The organism is Acidovorax temperans (assembly GCF_028596105.1).
In the GTDB taxonomy this organism is placed as follows: domain Bacteria; phylum Pseudomonadota; class Gammaproteobacteria; order Burkholderiales; family Burkholderiaceae_C; genus Acidovorax; species Acidovorax temperans.
The window spans coordinates 4,421,435-4,439,694 of record NZ_CP117193.1 but is presented as its reverse complement, the minus strand read 5'-3'; the positions used below and the strand labels follow the sequence as shown (position 1 = coordinate 4,439,694).

Genomic DNA, 18,260 nt, shown 5'->3' with positions numbered 1-18,260 from the left:
AGGTTTGATAGCTGCCTGCGCTTGCTGGTTAAGCGCCAGAGCCTGTTTTGCCTTGAAATCCTCACGCGGCTGGTGCTTGCAGGCGTTCAGCCGCCCACAGCACCTGATCCACCACAGCGCGCACGCGATCGCGGTGGGCTTGCTGAACCAGGGCGCCTGATTCGTCAAAGGCGCTACCGGCGGATCCGAGGGCAAACGCCTTGGGCGCCAGCCAGCATTCCAGGTTGGTGAGCAAGGGGCCGAGGTGGCTTTGCGAACGCAGACCGCCCAGGGCGCCGGGCGACGCGCTGAGCATGCCCACCACCTTGCCGCGGAAGGAGCGGGTGCCGTCCTGCCATTCAGGGTGGCCCTTCACCGGGCTGGAGGCCCAGTCGATGGTGTTCTTGAGCAGGGCGGTGTAGCTGCCGTTGTACTCGGGCGAGCAGATGATCCAGGCGGGGTGGTCGAACAGCGCCTGCTTGAGTCGCACCACATCGGCAGGTGTGCCCTCGGCTTCGAGGTCAGCGTTGTAGAGCGGGATGTCAAAGTCAGACAGCTCCAGCACCGTGGCGCTGGCGCCGGCATCGCGCGCGATGGCGGCAGTGGCGTGGGCCAGTTTGCGGTTGAACGATTGCTGGCGGGTGCTGCCGGCGAAGATGAGGAGTTGGGCGTTTGGCATGGGCGCCATTGAAGCACACCGGCCGGGCAGGATTCCTGCGTGGGGGTGTTTCACGTGAAACACAGGGCCCCACAGACACAAAGCGCACAAAGTGGGAAAATCGGGGGTTACCCGCAATCGCGCCTGATGGACTGCCGAGGCCTTCCGCCTGGCTTGCAGAGCGAACCTCGCGCGGGTGTTTTGTTGATTGGGCCCCGCAGGGCCCCGGAGCCCTCCCATGTTGTACCCCCAGGAATTTGATGTGATCGTTGTCGGCGGTGGCCATGCTGGCACCGAGGCCGCCTTGGCCGCTGCCCGCATGGGCTGCAAAACCTTGCTGCTCACCCACAACATCGAAACCCTGGGGCAGATGAGCTGCAACCCCAGCATTGGCGGCATTGGCAAGGGCCATCTGGTGAAAGAGGTGGACGCGCTGGGCGGTGCCATGGCGCTGGCCACGGACGAAGGTGGCATCCAGTTCCGCACCCTCAACAGTTCCAAGGGACCCGCCGTGCGCGCCACGCGCGCGCAGGCCGACCGCATCCTCTACAAAGCCGCCATCCGCCGCATGCTGGAGAACCAGCCCAACCTGTGGCTATTCCAGCAGGCGGTGGATGACTTGATGGTGGAGGGCGACCGGGTGGTGGGCGCGGTGACGCAGGTGGGCATCCGCTTTCGCTCGCGCACCGTGGTGCTGACGGCTGGGACGTTCCTCGATGGCAAGATCCACGTGGGCCTGAACAATTACTCTGCCGGCCGGGCAGGTGACCCGCCTGCGGTGTCGCTCAGCGCTCGTCTGAAGGAATTGAAGCTGCCCCAGGGCCGCCTGAAGACCGGCACGCCACCGCGCATTGACGGCCGCACGATTGACTTCAGCCAGTGCGAGGAGCAGCCCGGTGACGGCATGCCCGGTGGTGTGAACGAGGGCACCGTGCCCGTGTTCAGTTTCATGGGCCATGCGGCCATGCACCCCCAGCAGGTGCCGTGCTGGATTACGCACACCAACGAGCGAACGCACGAAATCATCCGCAGCGGCTTTGACCGCAGCCCCATGTTCACCGGCAAAATCGAAGGCGTGGGCCCGCGCTACTGCCCCAGTGTGGAAGACAAGATCAACCGCTTTGCCGACAAGGACAGCCACCAGATCTTCCTGGAGCCCGAAGGGCTGACCACGCACGAGTACTACCCCAACGGCATCAGCACCAGCTTGCCGTTCGACATCCAGTACGACCTGGTGCGCAGCATGAAGGGCCTGGAAAACGCCCACATCCTGCGCCCCGGCTACGCCATCGAATACGACTACTTCGACCCGCGCTCGCTCAAGAGCAGCTTTGAAACGCGCCAGATCCAGGGCCTGTTCTTTGCGGGCCAGATCAACGGCACCACCGGCTATGAAGAGGCGGCGGCCCAGGGGCTGTTCGCGGGCATCAATGCCGCGCTCCAATGCCGTGGCGACGGCCCCTGGCTGCCCGGCCGGGATGAGGCCTACCTGGGCGTGCTGGTGGATGACCTCATCACCAAGGGCGTGACCGAGCCTTACCGCATGTTCACCAGCCGCGCAGAGTTCCGCCTGCAGCTGCGCGAAGACAACGCCGACATGCGTTTGACCGAAGTGGGCCGCAAGATGGGCTTGGTGGACGATGCCCGCTGGGATGCCTTCAGCCGCAAGCGCGATGCTGTTTCACGTGAAACAGAACGCCTCAAGGCCACCTGGGTGAACCCGCGCAACCTGCCCGCTTCGGAATCAGAGCGTGTGCTGGGTAAGAGCATTGAGCACGAATACAACCTGTTCGATCTGCTGCGCCGCCCTGATGTGACCTACGAAGCGTTGGTGAGCATGGATGGCGGCAAGTACGCCAGCGCCGATGTTTCACGTGAAACGCTGGGTGATTTGAGCGCCCCAGTGATCGAGCAGGTGGAGATCGCTGCAAAGTACTCGGGCTACATCGACCGCCAGAAGGGCGAGGTGGAGCGCGCTGCGTATTACGAAAAACTGCGCCTTCCGGCCGAGCTGGACTACATGCAGGTGACGGCCCTGAGCATTGAAGCCCGCCAGGCGCTCACCCGCCATCGCCCTGAAACGCTGGGCCAGGCGTCGCGCATCACGGGTATTACTCCCGCTGCCATTTCGCTGCTCATGGTGCATCTGAAGAAGGGTGGCTTCAAAGACTTTGCTTTGAATCCTGCCCAGGCCGAAGGTGAGGTGGCTGCATGAGTGCATCCACCACCGAAGCCCTGCAAGCACGCCTGCAGGAAGGTGCGGCTGCGATGGGACTGGAGCTGTCCGCCCCGCAGCTTGCGCAACTGATGGAGTTTCTGGCCCTGCTGCAAAAGTGGAACAAGGTCTACAACCTGACGGCCGTGCGCGACCCGCAGGAAATGCTGACCCACCACCTGCTCGACAGCCTGGCCGCTGTGCTGCCCTTGCGTCGCCATCTGGCGCAGTTGGCGCAAAGTGGTGCGGTGCAGGGCAGGGGGGTGCGCCTGCTGGATGTGGGCTCCGGCGGTGGCCTGCCCGGTGTGGTGTTTGCGATTTGCTGCCCCGAGCTGGACGTGAGCTGTGTGGACACCGTGGGCAAAAAAGCCGCCTTCATCCAGCAAGCGGCGGTGGCGCTGAAGCTGCGCAATTTGCACGGCCTGCACGCCCGGGTGGAAACGCTGACCGAAGCCTTTGACGTGGTGAGCTGCCGCGCCTTTGCTTCCCTGCCTGACTTTGTGGTGTGGTCGCGCTCTGCACTGGCTGCGTCCCACGGCGTGTGGCTGGCCATGAAGGGCAAGCACCCTGCGGACGAGATTGCTGCGCTGCCAGCAGACGTGAAGGTGTTTCACGTGGAACAGTTGGCTGTGCCGGGGCTGGATGCGGAGCGCTGCATCGTCTGGATGCAGCCCGTCTGAATGCGCGCTTTTGCGGGGCTGGGTGGTGCGGCCACTGCCTTGCTGCACGTTGCCGCCGCAGGGGTCGCGTAAACTCGTCACCTCATTCGGGGCGCGCCTTTTTGCTGCGCCCCTCCAGCGCACCGGGGAAAATCATGTTTGGCATTGCTGACTACGGCGCCTTTGTCGCCGCCATTGTGTTGTTTCTGGCCATTCCAGGCCCCGGCAATCTGGCACTTATCACCTCCACCTCCAAGGGCGGCATTCGCGGCGGGCTGGCGGCCACGCTGGGCGTTATTGCTGGCGACCAGGTGCTCATGTGGGCGGCAGTGGCTGGCGTGGCGGCCTTGCTGGCCACGTACCCCACGGCATTTGCTGCCGTGCAATGGCTGGGCGCCGGTTACCTGGCCTGGCTGGGCTTCAAGATGCTGACCGCCAAGCCCGGTGCCAAACCCGTGCTCCACATCGAGCCGCGCCACTATTTCAAGCAGGCAGGGTTGATCACGCTGCTCAACCCCAAGGCCATTGTTTTCTACATGGCGTTCTTCCCCTTGTTTGTCGATCCGGCGCGCCACCAGGGCATGCTCACCTTTGGTGTCATGGCTGCCACCATCGCAGCGCTGACCTTCGCCTATGGCCTGATCGTGGTGCTGTTGACCCACCGGCTGGCCGAGCGCATGCGCGCCAATCCTTCCATTGCCCGCGTGCTGGAAAAGCTGGCTGGCGTCTTCCTCATCGGTTTCGGCATCAAGCTGGCCATTTCCAAGTAATTCGGGCACCTTCACATGGCTAAGATTTTTTGTATCGCCAACCAAAAGGGCGGTGTGGGCAAAACCACCACCACCGTCAACCTGGCTGCGGGCCTGGCCAAGATTGGCCAGCGCGTGCTGATGGTGGACCTGGACCCCCAGGGCAACGCCACCATGGGCTCGGGTGTGGACAAGCGCCAGCTGGAGCTGTCGGTGTACGACGTGCTGCTGGAGTCCGCCTCGGTCAAAGAGGCAGCGGTGCTGTCGGACAAGTGCGGCTACTGGGTGCTGGGCGCCAACCGCGAACTGGCCGGCGCCGAGGTGGAACTGGTGGCCCTGGAGCAGCGTGAAAAACGCCTGAAGGCTGCGCTGGCTGCGGCCGATGCGGACTATGACTTCGTGCTCATCGACTGCCCGCCGTCCCTGAGCATGCTCACCCTCAACGGCCTGTGCAGCGCGCATGGCGTGATCGTGCCCATGCAGTGCGAATACTTCGCGCTGGAAGGCCTGACCGATCTGGTCAACACCATCAAGCAGGTGCACGCCAACCTCAACGCCGACCTGCAGGTCATTGGCTTGCTGCGGGTGATGTTTGACCCGCGCATCACGCTGCAGCAGCAGGTGAGCGAACAGCTCAAGGACCACTTTGGCGACAAGGTGTTCAACACCGTGATTCCCCGCAACGTGCGCTTGGCCGAAGCCCCCAGCTACGGCTTGCCCGGTGTGGTGTTCGACCCCTCTGCCAAGGGCAGCCACGCGTTTGTGGATTTCGCCAAAGAGATGGTGGACCGGGTCAAACGCATGGGCATTGCAGTCAAAAAGGCCTCCAAGGCTTGATTTACAAGCGCAAGCAGCTATAAAAATGATAGTAATCAGCCCCCGCAACACCTTGCTGCTGCCCGGCTGGCAGAACTCTGGCCCCGACCACTGGCAAAGCCGCTGGGAAGCGCTGCACGGCTACCACCGCGTGGAGCAGCACGACTGGATGCGCCCGCTGCGCGGCGACTGGTCGGCCCGGCTGGAAGAGACCGTGGCCGACGCCGACGGCCCGGTGCTGCTGGTGGCGCACAGCCTGGGCTGCATCCTCACCGCCTGGTGGGCGGCCCACACGCGCCACGCCGCCAAGGTACGCGGCGCCTTGCTGGTGGCCCCGGGCGATGTGGAGCGGCCTGACCTGGCCGCACAGATCCACGGCTGGGCACCCATCGCGCGCCAGCCGCTGCCTTTCCCCGCCCTGCTGGTGGGCAGCCGCAATGACCCGTATTGCAGCCTGACGCGCGCCGAAGCCCTGGCCCAGGCCTGGGGCGCCCGCTTTGTGGATTACGGCGAACGTGGGCACATCAATGCGGAATCTGGCCTGGGCGATTGGGCCGAAGGCCATGGCTGGCTGCAGCAACTGGCTGCCGCTTGAGCGATGGTCCGCATACTTTTCAGGAATTTGTAGACATGGTTACCAAAAAACCCAAGGGCCTCGGCCGTGGCCTCGAAGCATTGCTCGGCCCCAAGGTCGAAGAAAAAGTCGAGCAGGCCCAGGCCGTTCAAGCAGGCTTGCCCAGCTCGCTGCCTCTGACCGAACTGGTGCCCGGCGTGTACCAGCCGCGCACGCGCATGGACGAAGGCGCGCTGTATGAGCTGGCCGAATCCATCAAGGCCCAGGGCATCATGCAGCCGATTCTGGTGCGCCGTCTGGTGGACGGAGAGAACGCGGGCAAGTACGAAATCATCGCGGGCGAGCGGCGCTTCCGCGCCTCTCGCCTGGCTGGACTGGCGGAAGTGCCTGTGCTGGTGCGCGAGGTGCCCAACGAGGCCGCTGCGGCCATGGCGCTGATCGAGAACATCCAGCGTGAAGACCTGAACCCGCTGGAAGAAGCGCAGGGCCTGCAGCGCCTGATTCGCGAGTTTGGCCTCACGCACGAGCAGGCCGCGCAGGCCGTGGGCCGCTCGCGCAGCGCGGCCAGCAATTTGCTGCGTTTGCTCAACCTGGCCGAACCCGTGCAGACCATGCTCATGGCGGGTGACATCGACATGGGCCACGCCCGGGCACTGCTGGCGCTGGACCGCGCCGCGCAGATCACCGCGGGCAACCAGATCGCGGCCAAGAAGCTGTCGGTGCGTGAAGCCGAAAGCCTGGTCAAGAAGATCGGTGCCGAATTCAACCTGGTGCCCCAAAAACCCAAGAAGGAAAAGTCGCGCGACATGAAACGCGTGGAAGAAGAACTGTCAGACCTGCTGATGGCCGCCGTGGAAGTGCGCGTCAAAAAGCGCGTGAAGCGGGCAGGGCGCATGGAGGACATGGGCGAGCTGGCCATCCAGTTTGGTTCTCTGGAAGAACTCAACGGCCTGATCGAGCGCCTGCGGGGCTGAGCTGCCCTCGTTTTTTGGCCTCGCGTGGATGGGCCAGCCGCAGGGCTTGCGCCCGCCTTGCGCGCCCGCGTTGACAGTCTGCCGGGCCAGACTGTGAACTTTGCCACGCGCCGGGCCGTTGCCTGGGGCTGAACCCCTCGGCCTGCGCAGCCAAGCCGCCTACACTGCTGCGCTGCAGGGCGGCCGCAAGAAGCGTCGTACTGCCTTCTTCCAGCCCCGGCCATGCACCACCTCTTCATCCATTGCACCGCCTTGCCTGCACCCACAGCGTGCCGGGGCGGGGTACTGCCTGCCACCGCGGGGGCATGGGCATGACGTTGCGCCTGCCCTGGCCGCTACCGGCCTTGCTGGCCTGGGCTGCGGCCTGGCTCTTGTTCATGGTGTTACAGCCCCTGGTAGCGCCACTATGGGCCCTGCTGCTGCCTTGCCTTTTGGGAACGGCTGCCAGCGTGTGGGGCGAGAGCTGGTGGCGGCGCGGCCTCATCGCTGCCGGGTTTCCGCTCTCGCTGGCCCTGGTGGGCGGGGTGGCGTTGCCCGCCTGGGCCTGGCTGGTTCCGCTGGCCTTGCTGCTGCTGGTGTACCCGCTCAATGCTTGGCGCGATGCGCCCGTGTTCCCCACGCCGCGCCACGCTTTGAAGGCGCTGCCTGCCCAGGCTCCGCTGGCACCTGCTGCCCGGGTACTGGATGCCGGTTGCGGCCTGGGTGACGGCCTGCTGGCGCTGCGCTCCGCCTATCCGCAGGTGGCGCTGGATGGCATCGAATGGAGCTGGCCGCTGCGCGTGGCCTGCGCGTTGCGCTGCCCCTGGGCCCGGGTGCGCCGCGCTGATATGTGGAAGACCGACTGGAGCGGCTACCAGATGGTGTACCTGTTCCAGCGGCCCGAAAGCATGGCCCGCGCCGCCGCCAAGGCCCAGGCCGAGATGGCCCCCGGCACCTGGCTGGTGAGCCTGGAATTTGCCGTGCCCGGCGTGTTGCCCCATGCCCAGTTGCGTGCTCCTGGTGGCCGTGTGGTGTGGATTTATCGCCTGCCTTTGCGGGGCCAGAGTAAGTGAACGCTATGGCATTGGTGCTTTGCCAGACTCACTGTGCAGCCCTTTGGAGGGGCCCCTAGGGTTGTAGAAAAGTCACAGCGGTTTGATACATTCCCACTTGGCGACATTTGCCAACATAACTTCCAGAAAACTCACAGTTTGAGGGGACTGCCTGACACGCTTGCGCACCGGGAGGGGGCGCACCGTTGCACCGATTCACCTTTCACCGCTCGCAACCCGTACCTTGTCTGCCGGCTTTGGTGCGCGCAGCAGGGCTGGCGTCAGCTTTGGCTGGTAGCGTGCGGTGGGGGCTGCAGGGCTTTCTGACATCCCGTACATCGTTCTTGTAGGAAAAAAATGAAATCTCTTGCGCACTTTCGCCCCCGTCTGCTGTGGGTATTGACCTTGAGCGCGGCCTTGACCGGTTGCGCCAGCATGCAAAGCCACGACAAGCTGGCCAGCGATGTGCAGTCGGCAGGCCGCACCGGCGGCATTCCTGCAGCCTTGGCCCAGCTGGAAGCCTCTGCCAAGTCCGAGGACGATAAGACCGCGCTGCTCTACAACCTGGAGCGGGGCGAGCTGCTGCGCATGGATCGCCGCTACGAAGACAGCACCAACGCCTTCTTGCTGGCAGACATCAAGGTCAAGGAATGGGAAGAAACCGCCAAGACCAACCCTTCCAAGCTGATGGGCACGGTGGGCGCTGCGCTGATCAGCGAGCGGCTCAAGAACTACGAAGGCCAGGACTACGAAAAGGTGTGGCTCACCACCCGCCTGGCCATGAACCGCGTGGCCGTGGGCGACTTTGAAAACGCCCGTGTCGACATCAAGCGCACGCACGAACGCGAGGCCATCATTGCCGAGTTCCGCTCCAAGGAAACCCTGGCGGCTGAAGAAGAAGCCAAGTCCAAGGGCGCCGCGGCAGGCGGCAAGGAGCTCAACGGCTACCCCGTGGAAACCTTGAACGATCCCGAAGTGCTGGCGCTGAAGAACGGCTACCAGAACGCCCTGAGCCACTACCTGGCGGGCTTCATGTACGAAGTGCTGGGCGAGTCTGGCCTGGCCGCTCCCGGCTACCGCAAGGCGATTGAGCTCAAGCCCGAAACCGGCGTGCTGGAAGAGGGTTTGCGCGGCCTGGACAACCGCACCAGCTTCACCTGGAAGCGCCGCCAGCGCATGACGGACGTGCTGTTCGTGGTGGAAGCGGGTGATGCGCCCGCCCGCAAGCCCAAGGCGTTCACCATCCCCGTGCCCACAGGCCGTGGCATGGTCACTGCCAGCATTTCCTACCCCGTGATTGAGCCCTCGAAAGACCCGCTGCTGACCACGCTGTCGGCCGCAGGCACCGACCTCAAGCTGGAAAAAGTGGTGGACGTGAACGTGATGGCCCGCCGTGCCCTGAAGGACGAAATGCCCGGCATGGTGCTGCGCGGCGTGACCCGTGCCATCGCCAAAGGCGTGATGCAGAACGAGTTGCAAAAGCGTGGCGGTCTGGTGGGTGGCCTGATTGGCGCTGTGGCCTCGGCTGCGACCGAGGTGGCCGATGACCGCATGTGGCGCATGTTGCCCGGCCGTGTCTACATCGCCCGCGGCTACCTGCCTCCGGGTGAGCACGTCGTCACAGTGAACGGCCGTGCGCTGCCTGACCCCGTCAAGATCGACGGCCAGTACGCTCTGGTGCCCCTGCGCCTGTACGAAAACACCGTGCTGATGGGTTCCGTCGCGAGCCTGGGCAAGCTGGCTCCCGCCAGCGCCGCGCCGGTAGAGGCTGCCGCTCCAGCGGTTCCTGTTGCCAAGCCCGCGCCACGCGCCAACACCCGCCCCGCCAAGCCTGTGGCCAAGTCCCCCGTAGCAGCGCCTACACCGGCTGCCAAGAACTGATGGGCACCGACCCTCATACGATTTGCCTGAAGGAATCTTTTCAATGACCAACCGCATCCTCCTGAGCGCCCTGTGCGCTGCCTGCATGGGCTTGGCCGGCGCTGCCGGCGCCCAGCAGCACGACCCCGCAACCCCTGCCGCCGTGGCCGCGAAAGTGGCCCTGCGCGGTGAAGCCAACGGCATCGCCGTGCGTGAAATGCGCCTGGTGCGCAAGAACGACATCCTGTCGGTGCAGGCCGACCTGTCCAGCTCTGTGCGCAGTGACCGCACCCTGTTCTACCGCTTCAAGTGGCTGGACAACGTGGGCAACCAGGTGGGCGATGGCGAGTCGTGGAAGCAACTCACCGTGCTGGGCCTGGGCCAGCAAACCATCAAGAGCGTGGCCCCCACAGGCGCAGCCGTGGACCTGCGCCTGGAAATGAACGTCGAGCCGCGCTGAAGATATGAAGCTCCCCCTGAGTCGCTGCGCGCCTTCCCCCTCTCTCACGCTGCGCGTGGGAGGGGGACGCAGCCAGCGCGGCGGGGCGGCGCGGCCAGCAAAGGCCCTTGCGCGGCTGCCTGCGGCGGGGGAGCGCCAGTTTCAAGAGCCTCCGGTAGTGTGAACCGCCCTGTCTTATGAAAGATATCAAAACCATGACCAAGAACACCTTCCAGCGCACCGCGCTCATCGTGGCCTTTGCTGCCAGCACCCTGGCCTTGTCGGCCTGCCAGAACCTGTCTTCCCCTACTGTGCGTTTTGACCGCCAGGTCAACTATGGCGACGCCAAGGGCGTGGAGCTGGTGACCAACGAATTCGGTTCGTCCGACCTGCAGATGATTGCCGAGAAGATGACCGGCAGCCTGCTCGAAACCGGCATCTTCCAGGGCCGCCCCACGGTGACCATCTCCACCGTCAAGAACAAGACCAGTGAGTACATCGACACGACCAACGTGATGAACTCGATCCAGACCGCGCTGGTCAAGTCGGGCAAGGTGCGTTTCACCCGCTCCATCAACGAAATGCAGCAAGGCGTGGATGAGCTGCAGCGCCAGAACCAGAGCGGCCTGTACAAGCAGAACACCACCGCCAAAGTCGGCCAGATGACGGCGGCCAAGTACCAGCTAGAAGGCGAGCTGACCAGCATCGTCAAGCAAAACAACACCACCAAGGACGTGTTCTACAAGTTCACGCTGAAGATGTTTGATGTGCAGGAAGGCACGATCGAATGGCAGGACGAGAAAGAAATTCGCAAAACGAGCAAGAAGTGACGGAGCACACCATGCAACGCAGAACCACCTTGCACACGGCCCTGGCCGTGGTCGCCGCCACCACGCTGGCCTGGGGCAGCAGCGCCCTCGCGCAAAACGCGGCCCCCAAAATTGCCGTGACCGATCTGGCCTACGCACAGCGCGTGTCGGAATATTTCGTGGCCGGTGCCTACCAGCGCAGCGCCCAGATGAGCGCCCGCAGCAGCCAGGGCGGCAGCCACAGCCATGGCATGTACGGCGGTGGTGGCTCGTATTCGGGCAGCCAGTCGGTGCAGGCCTCCGAGCAGGCCAGCGGCACCTACGTGGCCGGCACCTACAGCTACATCGAACAGCGCGAGCTGGGTGGCTACACCAACGACATCAAGGGAGCCTTGCTGCAAGGCACCTACTTCCGCCTGGTGCAGGGCAAGGGCTTTGACGCGGGCACGCCGCAGCCTTCCAAGGCTGAGCAGGTGCTCAACCAGGTGCAGGGCGGCAAGATGGCCACGCCCAAGGCGCAGCCCCAGGTCACCGACGTGATCGCCCGCATCAAGAAGGGCGAGTTCAACGGCGCCGACTACGTGCTGTTTGGCGTGGTCTCCAGCATCGATTTCACCGATGCGCTGCACCCCATCCAGGGCACCAGCAACGCCACACGCCAGTACGGTCTCCAACTGCTGGCCGACTTCTCGCTGATCAACACCAAGACCTACGAGATCAAGGCGGCGTTCTCCGCCCAGGGTGAAGGCAACGACACCAAGATCCTGTCCACCCGTGGCGACATTGCTCCGCCCAATCGAGCCAAGGTCATCCGCGAGACGTCGCAAAGCCTCGCGCAAGACGTGTACCTGCAACTGGCCAACCAGCTCGGCTACACCGACGCGCACCTTTCGCGCGGTGTGCGTCCACCCCAGCCCATGGGGTACCCCGCTGGTGGTGGCCAGGCCCAGCCTGTGCCAGTGCCGCAGCAGCCTGAACAGGTGCTTATCCTCAAGTGATGGGCGGGGTAGGCCGGGTTGCACAACGTGGGCATGACCTGCGCTACTGAGGTGACCCAGCCCCACCGCCCCGGCGTTGCCCAGGCCAGCCTTGTGCTGGCCTTTTTTCTGGCTGCGCTCAGCCTGCAAGCCTGCTCGGTTCCGGGGCCTGGTGCGCCAGCCAGTGGCGCTGAACGCTTCTCTGCGCAGCGCTTGCCAGGGGCACACGGTGAGGCGCTGTGGGCCCTGCAGCGGGGCCCGCTGGTGCCACCCCTGCGCTACCGCGTGGTGGTCGTTCCTGGCTCGGGCTGCGCCGGTATGGGGCCCTTCGCTGATCGCTACTTTCGGGGCCTGTTGCACGCGCAGGTGACTGTGCTGCACAAGCCGGGCGTACACCCTGCAGATACCACGCCAGCGGCCGATTGCCCCGCGCGCTTTGTGCAGGCCGATCACCTTTCTGCATGGGCCAACCACGCGCGCGCCGCGCTGCAGCAGGTCACTGCTGTGCAAGGTCACAGCCATGCCGACGTGCCGTGGTTGCTGGTGGGTATTTCGGAAGGGGTGGAATTGCTGCCTTCCCTGGCAGCCAGCGCAGGCGCTGGGCTGGCGGGCCTGGTGATGATGGCCGGCAGTGGGCTGGACCCGCGCGATGCCGGCCAGATGCAGGCCGAGCGCCTCGGGCATGCAGCAGACTGGGCTGCGCTGGGCCGTGCCCAGGCCGGGCCTGGTGCGGACACGCAGGTGGTGCAGGGGCGCAGCCTGCGCTACTGGCGCGACCTGTGGCAATGGCCCGTGCAACAACCCTTGCTGCAGGGCCCATGGCCCGTGCTGCACGCCTGGGGTGATGCTGATGAAATGGTGCCCCCCGCCGCCTACCAACAATTTGCCCAGCGTGCCCAACACCGCAGCGCACCCTACTGCGCGCTGCGCCTGGCCGGTGCCAACCACGGCCTGCAGGCGGGTGAAGTGGATGGCTTGCAGCAGGTGTGGGCCGCTGTGGAGGGATGGGGACGAACACCCCAGCGCGGGCTGTGCGCCAGCGTGACCTTTCGTTGACCCGATTCTCACAGGCCCTATACTCGCCCCGTTGGTGCTCGTGCCGTTATTGCAACGGCACAGTTAAACGGGAATCAGGAGAGCGCGGCCCACCACGAGTCGCCCTTAACCTGAGCTGCCCCCGCAACGGTAAGCGAGAGAAGGCTGCATGCCTTCAGCCTGCTTCGCATGTCCACTGGGTTCTGACAGCCTGGGAAGGATTCGCAGGAACATCTCGCCAGCCCGGAGACCGGCCGACAAGCGGGTGAGCCACGTGCCCACCCATTTCACAGAACCTGCGGGGAGGCAGGGGTCTGGGTCAGTCCGGGTCGTTTTCATGTTGAATTTCCTTGTGCTGGCGATGGAGCCAGCGGCGCAGCATTTGGCGGGTCATGGTGCATCCATGGGCAGCTGGGGCTGGCGCCGGCCATGACGGTCGGTACCGTCTGGTTTGTGGGCGCGGGCCCGGGCGATCCGGAGCTCATCACCGTCAAGGGCCGCTCCCTGATTGAGCGGGCGGGAGCCATCCTGTTTGCCGGTTCGCTGGTCAACGAGGCCGTGACCCGCTGGGCACCGCCCGGCTGCACCATTGCCGACAGCAAGGACATGACGCTGGAGCAGATGGCCGCGTGGCTCATTGCCCAGGCGCAGCAGCACGCGGTAGTCATCCGCCTGCAGACGGGAGACCCTGCCTTGTATGGCGCGCTGATTGAAGTGGTGCAGCCGCTCGATGCCGCCGGGGTGCCCGTGCGGGTGGTGCCTGGCGTGTCCTCTGCCATGGCCTCGGCCGCTGCGGCGGTGGAGAGTTTCACGCTGCCCGAAGTCACGCAGAGCGTGATCTTCACTCGCGTGGAAGGCCGCACGCCCATGCCCGAAGGTGAGTCGCTGGCCGAGCTGGCGCGCCACCACTGCACGCTGTGCATCTTCCTGTCCATCACCCTGCTGCACAAGGTGCAGGAGCAACTGCGCGCCGCGGGCTGGGCCGATGACGCCCCCATGCTGGTGGTGCACAAGGCCAGCTGGCCGGGTGAGGAACTCATCATCCGCGGCACCTTGGCCGACATCCGCCAGCGCTGCCGCGACGCCAAGGTGGTCAGCCAGGCCATGGTGATTGCCAGCCCCAACCTGGGTGCGCGCCACTGGCCCACGCTTGCCAAGTCCAAGCTGTACGACGCCAGCTTCACCCACCGCTTTCGCAAGGCCAGTGTGCCTGCCACGCCCACGGAGACTTCCTGATGCAAACCCCAGCCACGCCCCTCGGTACACACCACGGCGCACGCCACGAAGACACCATCCTGCTCATCGGCCACGGCTCGCGCGAGCCCGAGGGCAACGACGAAATCCACCGCTTTGTGGCCCAGTGGCGTACGCGCCAGCCCGGCTGGAATATTGAGGTGTGCTTCATCGAATTTGCCGCCCCTAGCCTGCATGATGGCCTGCAGCAAGCCGGGCGTAACGCGCGCCGCGTGCTGGTGCTACCGCTCATCCTGAATGCGGCAGGCCACGTGAAGATGGAGATTCCCGAAGCCATCGAACACGCCCGCGAGCACTGCCCCGGCACTGAGTTTTTGTACGGCCCACACCTCACCGCATGCGACCCCATCCTGGATGTGCTGCGCCGCAACCTGCGCAAGTGCATGAGCGAGCTGGACATGCCCGACCCCACCACCACCGGTGTGGTGTTGCTGGGGCGTGGCTCGTCTGACCGCCAGGCCAATGGCGATGTTGCCAAGATGGCCCGCTGGCTGATGGAGGAGACGGACCACGAACTGGTGGACCTGGCCTTCACCGGCATCACCTGGCCGCGCCTGGAGCGCGCCGTGCAGCGGCAGGTGATGTTGGGCATGAAGCAGGTGGTGGTGTTGCCGTACTACCTGTTCACCGGCACGCTCATGCAGCGCATTGCCCGCCAGGTGGATCACCTGCGCCAGCAGTACCCGCAGGTGCGGTTTGCAGAGGCCTCGTACTTCGGGTTTGAAAAAGAAATCTTTGCCCTGCTGGAGCAGCGCGTGGCCGACCTGCGCGCGGGCGTGCCCGACGCCAAGCTGCCCTGCGATGGCTGCAAGTACCGCGAGATTGCCCACGACCTGGGCCATGGGCACAGCCACGAACACACGCATGCCCACGCACCGGCCACAGAGGCGGTGGTGCATGTGCACGGCCATGGGCCTGCGCATGATCACGAACATGCCCATGCTGCCCATGCTGCCCATCAACCCGTCCACGCAGAGGGGCAGCCTGCATGAGCACCATCAACACCGTCACCGAACAGCTCACGCGTGCGGGCCAGGCCATCGAGCACGATAGCTTTGCCATCATTGACGCAGAGGTCCAGGCGCACAGCTACACCGCAGAGCAGTGGCCCATCGTGCGCCGCATGATCCACGCGAATGCGGACTTCGATTTCAATGGTCTCACGGACTTTCACCCGCAGGCCGTGCACGCTGGCATCACCGCCATGCTGCGCGGCGGCACCCCGGTGGTGGCCGATGTGGAAATGATCTGCTCAGGCCTGTCCATTCCGCGCCTGGCGCACTTTGGCATGCACACCCACCAGTTCATCTCAGATGCGGACGTGGTGCTGCAGGCCCAGCAGCAAGACACCACCCGTGCCGTACAGGCCATGCGCAAAGCCCACCGCCTGGGCTTGCTGCAAGGGGCTATCGTCGGCATTGGCAACGCACCCACGGCGCTCATCGAGCTGGCCCGCCTGATTGCAGAGGAGGGCGTGCGCCCGGCACTGGTCGTGGGCATGCCAGTGGGTTTTGTGTCTGCCGCTGAATCCAAGGACCTGATTGCCGCGCAGAACGAAGTGCCCTGGATCGTGATCCGCGGCCGCAAGGGCGGATCCACGCTGGTGGTGGCTGCGTTGCACGCCTTGCTGGCCCTGGCGGAGTCGCGCCAGAAGGCGCTGGTGGCGCAGGCGACCACGCAGGCCGCACAGACTGCACCGTTGGCGCAAACGGGCCTGCACGCGTGAAGGCACTGCGGCCATGATGGAAAAAACCGTTCGCCGTGGCACCCGCACCGGCTTCACCACCGGGGCCTGCTCTGCGGCCGCTGCGCGTGCGGCCGTGTTGGGCCTGGTGCACGGCGCGGTGCCTGAGGTGGTGGATTGCCTGTTGCCCAACGGCGATACGGTGCGCTTTGCAGTGAACGACGGGCGCTGCGATGTGAGCACCCCCGATGCCACAGCCCCTGCCACCGCCCATGCCATGGTCATCAAGGACGCAGGCGATGACCCTGATTGCACCGACAAGGCCCACCTCACTGCCGATGTGCGTGTGCTGCCCGGCGAGGCCGGTGTGGTGCGCCTGTGTGGCGGCTTTGGTGTGGGCACCGTCACCATGGCCGGGTTGGGTCTGGAGGTGGGTGGCCCCGCCATCAACCCCGTGCCCCGCCGCAACATTGAAGACAACGTGCGCGGTGCAGGGGCACCGCTGCTGACCCATGCGGGGCTCGAAGTGACCATCTCCGTGCCCCAGGGCGTGGAGATGGCGCGCAAGACGCTCAACGCCCGTCTGGGCATTCTGGGCGGCATCTCCATCCTCGGCACCACCGGCATCGTCAAGCCGTATTCCACCTCGGCCTACCGCGCCAGCGTGGTGCAGGGCGTGCAGGTGGCGGCCACGTTGGGCCACGGTGTGGTGGTGCTCACCACCGGCGGGCGCACCGAACAGTTTGCGATGAAAGAGCGCGCTGGTCTGCCCCCCGCCTGCTTTGTGCAGATGGGCGACTTCTTGCGCTACGCGCTCGACGAAGCCGTGGCCCAGGGCCTCACTGAAGTCGTCATTGGCGGCATGGTGGGCAAGCTGACCAAAATCGCCCAGGGCGAAACCATCACCCACGCCAACCGTGCTGAGGTGGACACCGAACTACTCGCCCAACTGGCCGCCCGCATTGGCGCGCCGCCCGAGGTGTGCGCCGAGATTGCCTCCGCCGAAACCGCCCGCTTTGCCGCCGAGCGCATGCAGGCCCTGGGCCTGGCCACGGCCTTCCATGAAGCCCTGGCCCAGGCCGTGGTGCGCACCCTGATGGCCCCGGACCGCTACGGCGGCAAGTTCCGCCTGCAGGTGCTGGTGTGCGACTTTGACGGCCAGAAGATGGCCGAAGCCGATTCAACTCTTTTCCCACCGACATGACCGACCCTCAACCTTGCCGAGTGATCGGCGTGCTGGACGATGGCGCTGCCAGCCTGAGCCCTACCGCACTGGCCCTGCTGCGCCGTGCCGATGTGGTGGTGGGCGGCAGCCGCACGCTGGCCCTGCTGGACGACGACATCGCCCCCCACGCCCAGCGCCGTGATTTGACGGGCCAGCTCAGCGCCGTGCCCGGCTGGATTGCCGCCGCGCGGGAAGCGGGCCAAACCAGCGTGGTGTTGGCCACGGGCGACCCGCTGTGCCACGGCATTGCCAGCTACCTGGCATCGCGCCTGTGCATTGAGGCGGTGGAGGTGCTGCCCAATCTATCGACCGTGCAGCTCGCCTGTGCCCGCCTGGGCCTGGCCTGGCAGGATGCGCGCATTGTGTCCGTGCACAGCAAGGATGCGGGCGAATGGCATGTGGGGGCCGAGCCCGGCCACGGCCTGTATGCCCTGGCGCAAAGCCTGCGCCAGCACGACCGCCTGCTGGTGCTCACCAGCCCCGACAACACGCCGGACCGCATTGCCCGCCTGATGGTGGCCGAAGGCCTGGGCGACGACTTCCAGATGGCCGTGGCCGAGCGCCTGTGCACGCCCGACGAGCGTGTGGTGGCTGAGCTGTCACCGCACGACGCCGCGCAGCAGACCTTTGCCGACCCCAACGTGGTGGTGCTGGTGCGCAGCCAGGTGCGCCCCCAGCCCGTGCGCATGGGCCTGGCCGACAGCGCCTACCACCAGCGCCAGCCCGACAAAGGCCTCATTACCAAGCAAGAGGTGCGTGCCGTGTCGCTGGCCCGCATGCAACTGCGTGCCGACAGCCGCGTGTGGGACATTGGCGCGGGCAGCGGCTCGGTGGGGCTTGAAGCCGCGCGCCTGTGCCCGCAAGGCCATGTGTGGGCCATCGAGAAAAACGAGGCTGACTTCGCCATTGCAGGCCAGAACGCCCGCGCTTTTGGCGTGAGCAACCACACGCTGGTGCACGGCAAGGCCCCTGAGGGGCTGGATGCGTGGCCGGATCCAGACGCTGTTTTCATCGGCGGCTCAGGCGGCGAGCTGCAAGAGCTGATCGCCCTGTGCCTGCGCCGCCTGCGCACGGGCGGCTGGCTGGTGATGAACTTTGTCACGCTCGAAAACCTGGCCAGCGCCACCCAAGCGCTGCAAGCCCAAGGCGCGGTGTGGGATGTGCTGCAACTACAGGCCGCCCGCAGCAAGCCCATCCTGCACATGCACCGCATGGCGGCAGAAAACCCGGTGTGGATCGTGTGTGCGCAGCGCGGCGAGGGCAGTGCGACGCCAGCCGCGTCAGCCGTGCAAACCGCGCAAGGGGAGGGCGCATGAGCGAGA

At 65.4% G+C, this 18,260-nt stretch carries 18 protein-coding genes and 1 riboswitch; of the genes, 17 read left to right on the top strand and 1 reads right to left on the bottom strand.

The features are described from left to right. Positions 1-61 precede the first annotated feature (61 nt). Positions 62-658, bottom strand: a complete 597-nt coding sequence (locus PQV96_RS20830) for an NADPH-dependent FMN reductase (protein ID WP_142085128.1) — start codon at positions 656-658, stop codon at positions 62-64. Between the two features lie 217 nt (positions 659-875). Here PQV96_RS20830 and mnmG point away from each other — a divergent pair, with 217 nt between their 5' ends. The 17 genes from mnmG (at position 876) to cbiE (ending at position 18,254) form a co-directional block, all read left to right on the top strand. After that, complete coding sequence (gene mnmG, locus PQV96_RS20825) at positions 876-2,852, top strand: tRNA uridine-5-carboxymethylaminomethyl(34) synthesis enzyme MnmG (RefSeq protein WP_273624119.1); 1,977 nt, start codon at positions 876-878, stop codon at positions 2,850-2,852. Then, a complete protein-coding gene (rsmG, locus tag PQV96_RS20820) occupies positions 2,849-3,532 on the top strand; it encodes a 16S rRNA (guanine(527)-N(7))-methyltransferase RsmG (protein WP_273624118.1) in 684 nt (227 codons plus the stop codon). Before mnmG ends, rsmG begins: the two co-directional genes overlap by 4 nt. A 134-nt stretch (positions 3,533-3,666) precedes the next feature. Then, positions 3,667-4,281 carry a LysE family transporter gene (locus PQV96_RS20815; protein ID WP_044397197.1) on the top strand — a complete coding sequence of 205 codons (615 nt, stop codon included), beginning with the start codon at positions 3,667-3,669 and terminating at the stop codon, positions 4,279-4,281. Positions 4,282-4,296: 15 nt separating this feature from the next. Then, positions 4,297-5,097: a ParA family protein gene (locus tag PQV96_RS20810; protein ID WP_273624117.1), complete on the top strand. Its 801-nt coding sequence runs from the start codon at positions 4,297-4,299 to the stop codon at positions 5,095-5,097. A gap of 25 nt (positions 5,098-5,122) precedes the next feature. Next, positions 5,123-5,671: an RBBP9/YdeN family alpha/beta hydrolase gene (locus PQV96_RS20805; protein ID WP_273624116.1), complete on the top strand. Its 549-nt coding sequence runs from the start codon at positions 5,123-5,125 to the stop codon at positions 5,669-5,671. Positions 5,672-5,706: 35 nt separating this feature from the next. After that, positions 5,707-6,624, top strand: coding sequence for a ParB/RepB/Spo0J family partition protein (locus PQV96_RS20800; protein WP_066693070.1), 918 nt, complete (start codon positions 5,707-5,709; stop codon positions 6,622-6,624). A gap of 305 nt (positions 6,625-6,929) precedes the next feature. After that, complete coding sequence (locus tag PQV96_RS20795; RefSeq protein ID WP_273624115.1) at positions 6,930-7,676, top strand: class I SAM-dependent methyltransferase; 747 nt, start codon at positions 6,930-6,932, stop codon at positions 7,674-7,676. Positions 7,677-8,012: 336 nt separating this feature from the next. Next, positions 8,013-9,536 carry a COG3014 family protein gene (locus tag PQV96_RS20790; protein ID WP_273624114.1) on the top strand — a complete coding sequence of 508 codons (1,524 nt, stop codon included), beginning with the start codon at positions 8,013-8,015 and terminating at the stop codon, positions 9,534-9,536. Positions 9,537-9,579: 43 nt separating this feature from the next. Then, a complete protein-coding gene (locus PQV96_RS20785) occupies positions 9,580-9,975 on the top strand; it encodes a YcfL family putative periplasmic lipoprotein (RefSeq protein WP_066786019.1) in 396 nt (131 codons plus the stop codon). A 194-nt stretch (positions 9,976-10,169) separates the two neighbouring features. Next, a complete protein-coding gene (gene lpoB, locus PQV96_RS20780; protein WP_044397274.1) occupies positions 10,170-10,784 on the top strand; it encodes a penicillin-binding protein activator LpoB in 615 nt (204 codons plus the stop codon). An 11-nt stretch (positions 10,785-10,795) separates the two neighbouring features. Continuing rightward, positions 10,796-11,761: a hypothetical protein gene (locus PQV96_RS20775; RefSeq protein WP_273624112.1), complete on the top strand. Its 966-nt coding sequence runs from the start codon at positions 10,796-10,798 to the stop codon at positions 11,759-11,761. A 51-nt stretch (positions 11,762-11,812) separates the two neighbouring features. Beyond that, positions 11,813-12,796, top strand: coding sequence for an alpha/beta hydrolase (locus PQV96_RS20770; protein WP_273624111.1), 984 nt, complete (start codon positions 11,813-11,815; stop codon positions 12,794-12,796). A gap of 15 nt (positions 12,797-12,811) precedes the next feature. Further along, positions 12,812-13,048, top strand: a riboswitch (cobalamin riboswitch). A 156-nt stretch (positions 13,049-13,204) separates the two neighbouring features. Then, positions 13,205-14,011 carry a precorrin-4 C(11)-methyltransferase gene (gene cobM / locus PQV96_RS20765; RefSeq protein ID WP_066694683.1) on the top strand — a complete coding sequence of 269 codons (807 nt, stop codon included), beginning with the start codon at positions 13,205-13,207 and terminating at the stop codon, positions 14,009-14,011. Beyond that, positions 14,011-15,021: a sirohydrochlorin chelatase gene (locus PQV96_RS20760; protein ID WP_207373671.1), complete on the top strand. Its 1,011-nt coding sequence runs from the start codon at positions 14,011-14,013 to the stop codon at positions 15,019-15,021. The genes cobM and PQV96_RS20760 overlap by 1 nt, the downstream gene beginning before the upstream one ends. Continuing rightward, positions 15,018-15,755 (top strand): precorrin-8X methylmutase, encoded by a 738-nt coding sequence (locus PQV96_RS20755; protein ID WP_207373672.1) that lies wholly within the window; start codon positions 15,018-15,020, stop codon positions 15,753-15,755. Before PQV96_RS20760 ends, PQV96_RS20755 begins: the two co-directional genes overlap by 4 nt. A gap of 13 nt (positions 15,756-15,768) precedes the next feature. Further along, entirely contained in the window at positions 15,769-16,917 is a 1,149-nt protein-coding gene (locus PQV96_RS20750) for a cobalt-precorrin-5B (C(1))-methyltransferase (protein WP_207373673.1), read from the top strand. Next, positions 16,914-18,254: a precorrin-6y C5,15-methyltransferase (decarboxylating) subunit CbiE gene (gene cbiE / locus PQV96_RS20745; protein ID WP_273624110.1), complete on the top strand. Its 1,341-nt coding sequence runs from the start codon at positions 16,914-16,916 to the stop codon at positions 18,252-18,254. The genes PQV96_RS20750 and cbiE overlap by 4 nt, the downstream gene beginning before the upstream one ends. The last annotated feature ends 6 nt before the right edge of the window (positions 18,255-18,260 follow it).

What these genes read in the sequence shown, in the direction of transcription:
- PQV96_RS20830 (WP_142085128.1), bottom strand. Translation starts at nt 658, where the DNA reads ATGCCAAACGCCCAACTCCTCATCTTCGCCGGCAGCACCCGCCAGCAA.
- mnmG (WP_273624119.1), top strand. Translation starts at nt 876, where the DNA reads ATGTTGTACCCCCAGGAATTTGATGTGATCGTTGTCGGCGGTGGCCAT.
- rsmG (WP_273624118.1), top strand. Translation starts at nt 2,849, where the DNA reads ATGAGTGCATCCACCACCGAAGCCCTGCAAGCACGCCTGCAGGAAGGT.
- PQV96_RS20815 (WP_044397197.1), top strand. Translation starts at nt 3,667, where the DNA reads ATGTTTGGCATTGCTGACTACGGCGCCTTTGTCGCCGCCATTGTGTTG.
- PQV96_RS20810 (WP_273624117.1), top strand. Translation starts at nt 4,297, where the DNA reads ATGGCTAAGATTTTTTGTATCGCCAACCAAAAGGGCGGTGTGGGCAAA.
- PQV96_RS20805 (WP_273624116.1), top strand. Translation starts at nt 5,123, where the DNA reads ATGATAGTAATCAGCCCCCGCAACACCTTGCTGCTGCCCGGCTGGCAG.
- PQV96_RS20800 (WP_066693070.1), top strand. Translation starts at nt 5,707, where the DNA reads ATGGTTACCAAAAAACCCAAGGGCCTCGGCCGTGGCCTCGAAGCATTG.
- PQV96_RS20795 (WP_273624115.1), top strand. Translation starts at nt 6,930, where the DNA reads ATGGGCATGACGTTGCGCCTGCCCTGGCCGCTACCGGCCTTGCTGGCC.
- PQV96_RS20790 (WP_273624114.1), top strand. Translation starts at nt 8,013, where the DNA reads ATGAAATCTCTTGCGCACTTTCGCCCCCGTCTGCTGTGGGTATTGACC.
- PQV96_RS20785 (WP_066786019.1), top strand. Translation starts at nt 9,580, where the DNA reads ATGACCAACCGCATCCTCCTGAGCGCCCTGTGCGCTGCCTGCATGGGC.
- lpoB (WP_044397274.1), top strand. Translation starts at nt 10,170, where the DNA reads ATGACCAAGAACACCTTCCAGCGCACCGCGCTCATCGTGGCCTTTGCT.
- PQV96_RS20775 (WP_273624112.1), top strand. Translation starts at nt 10,796, where the DNA reads ATGCAACGCAGAACCACCTTGCACACGGCCCTGGCCGTGGTCGCCGCC.
- cobM (WP_066694683.1), top strand. Translation starts at nt 13,205, where the DNA reads ATGACGGTCGGTACCGTCTGGTTTGTGGGCGCGGGCCCGGGCGATCCG.
- PQV96_RS20760 (WP_207373671.1), top strand. Translation starts at nt 14,011, where the DNA reads ATGCAAACCCCAGCCACGCCCCTCGGTACACACCACGGCGCACGCCAC.
- PQV96_RS20755 (WP_207373672.1), top strand. Translation starts at nt 15,018, where the DNA reads ATGAGCACCATCAACACCGTCACCGAACAGCTCACGCGTGCGGGCCAG.
- PQV96_RS20750 (WP_207373673.1), top strand. Translation starts at nt 15,769, where the DNA reads ATGATGGAAAAAACCGTTCGCCGTGGCACCCGCACCGGCTTCACCACC.
- cbiE (WP_273624110.1), top strand. Translation starts at nt 16,914, where the DNA reads ATGACCGACCCTCAACCTTGCCGAGTGATCGGCGTGCTGGACGATGGC.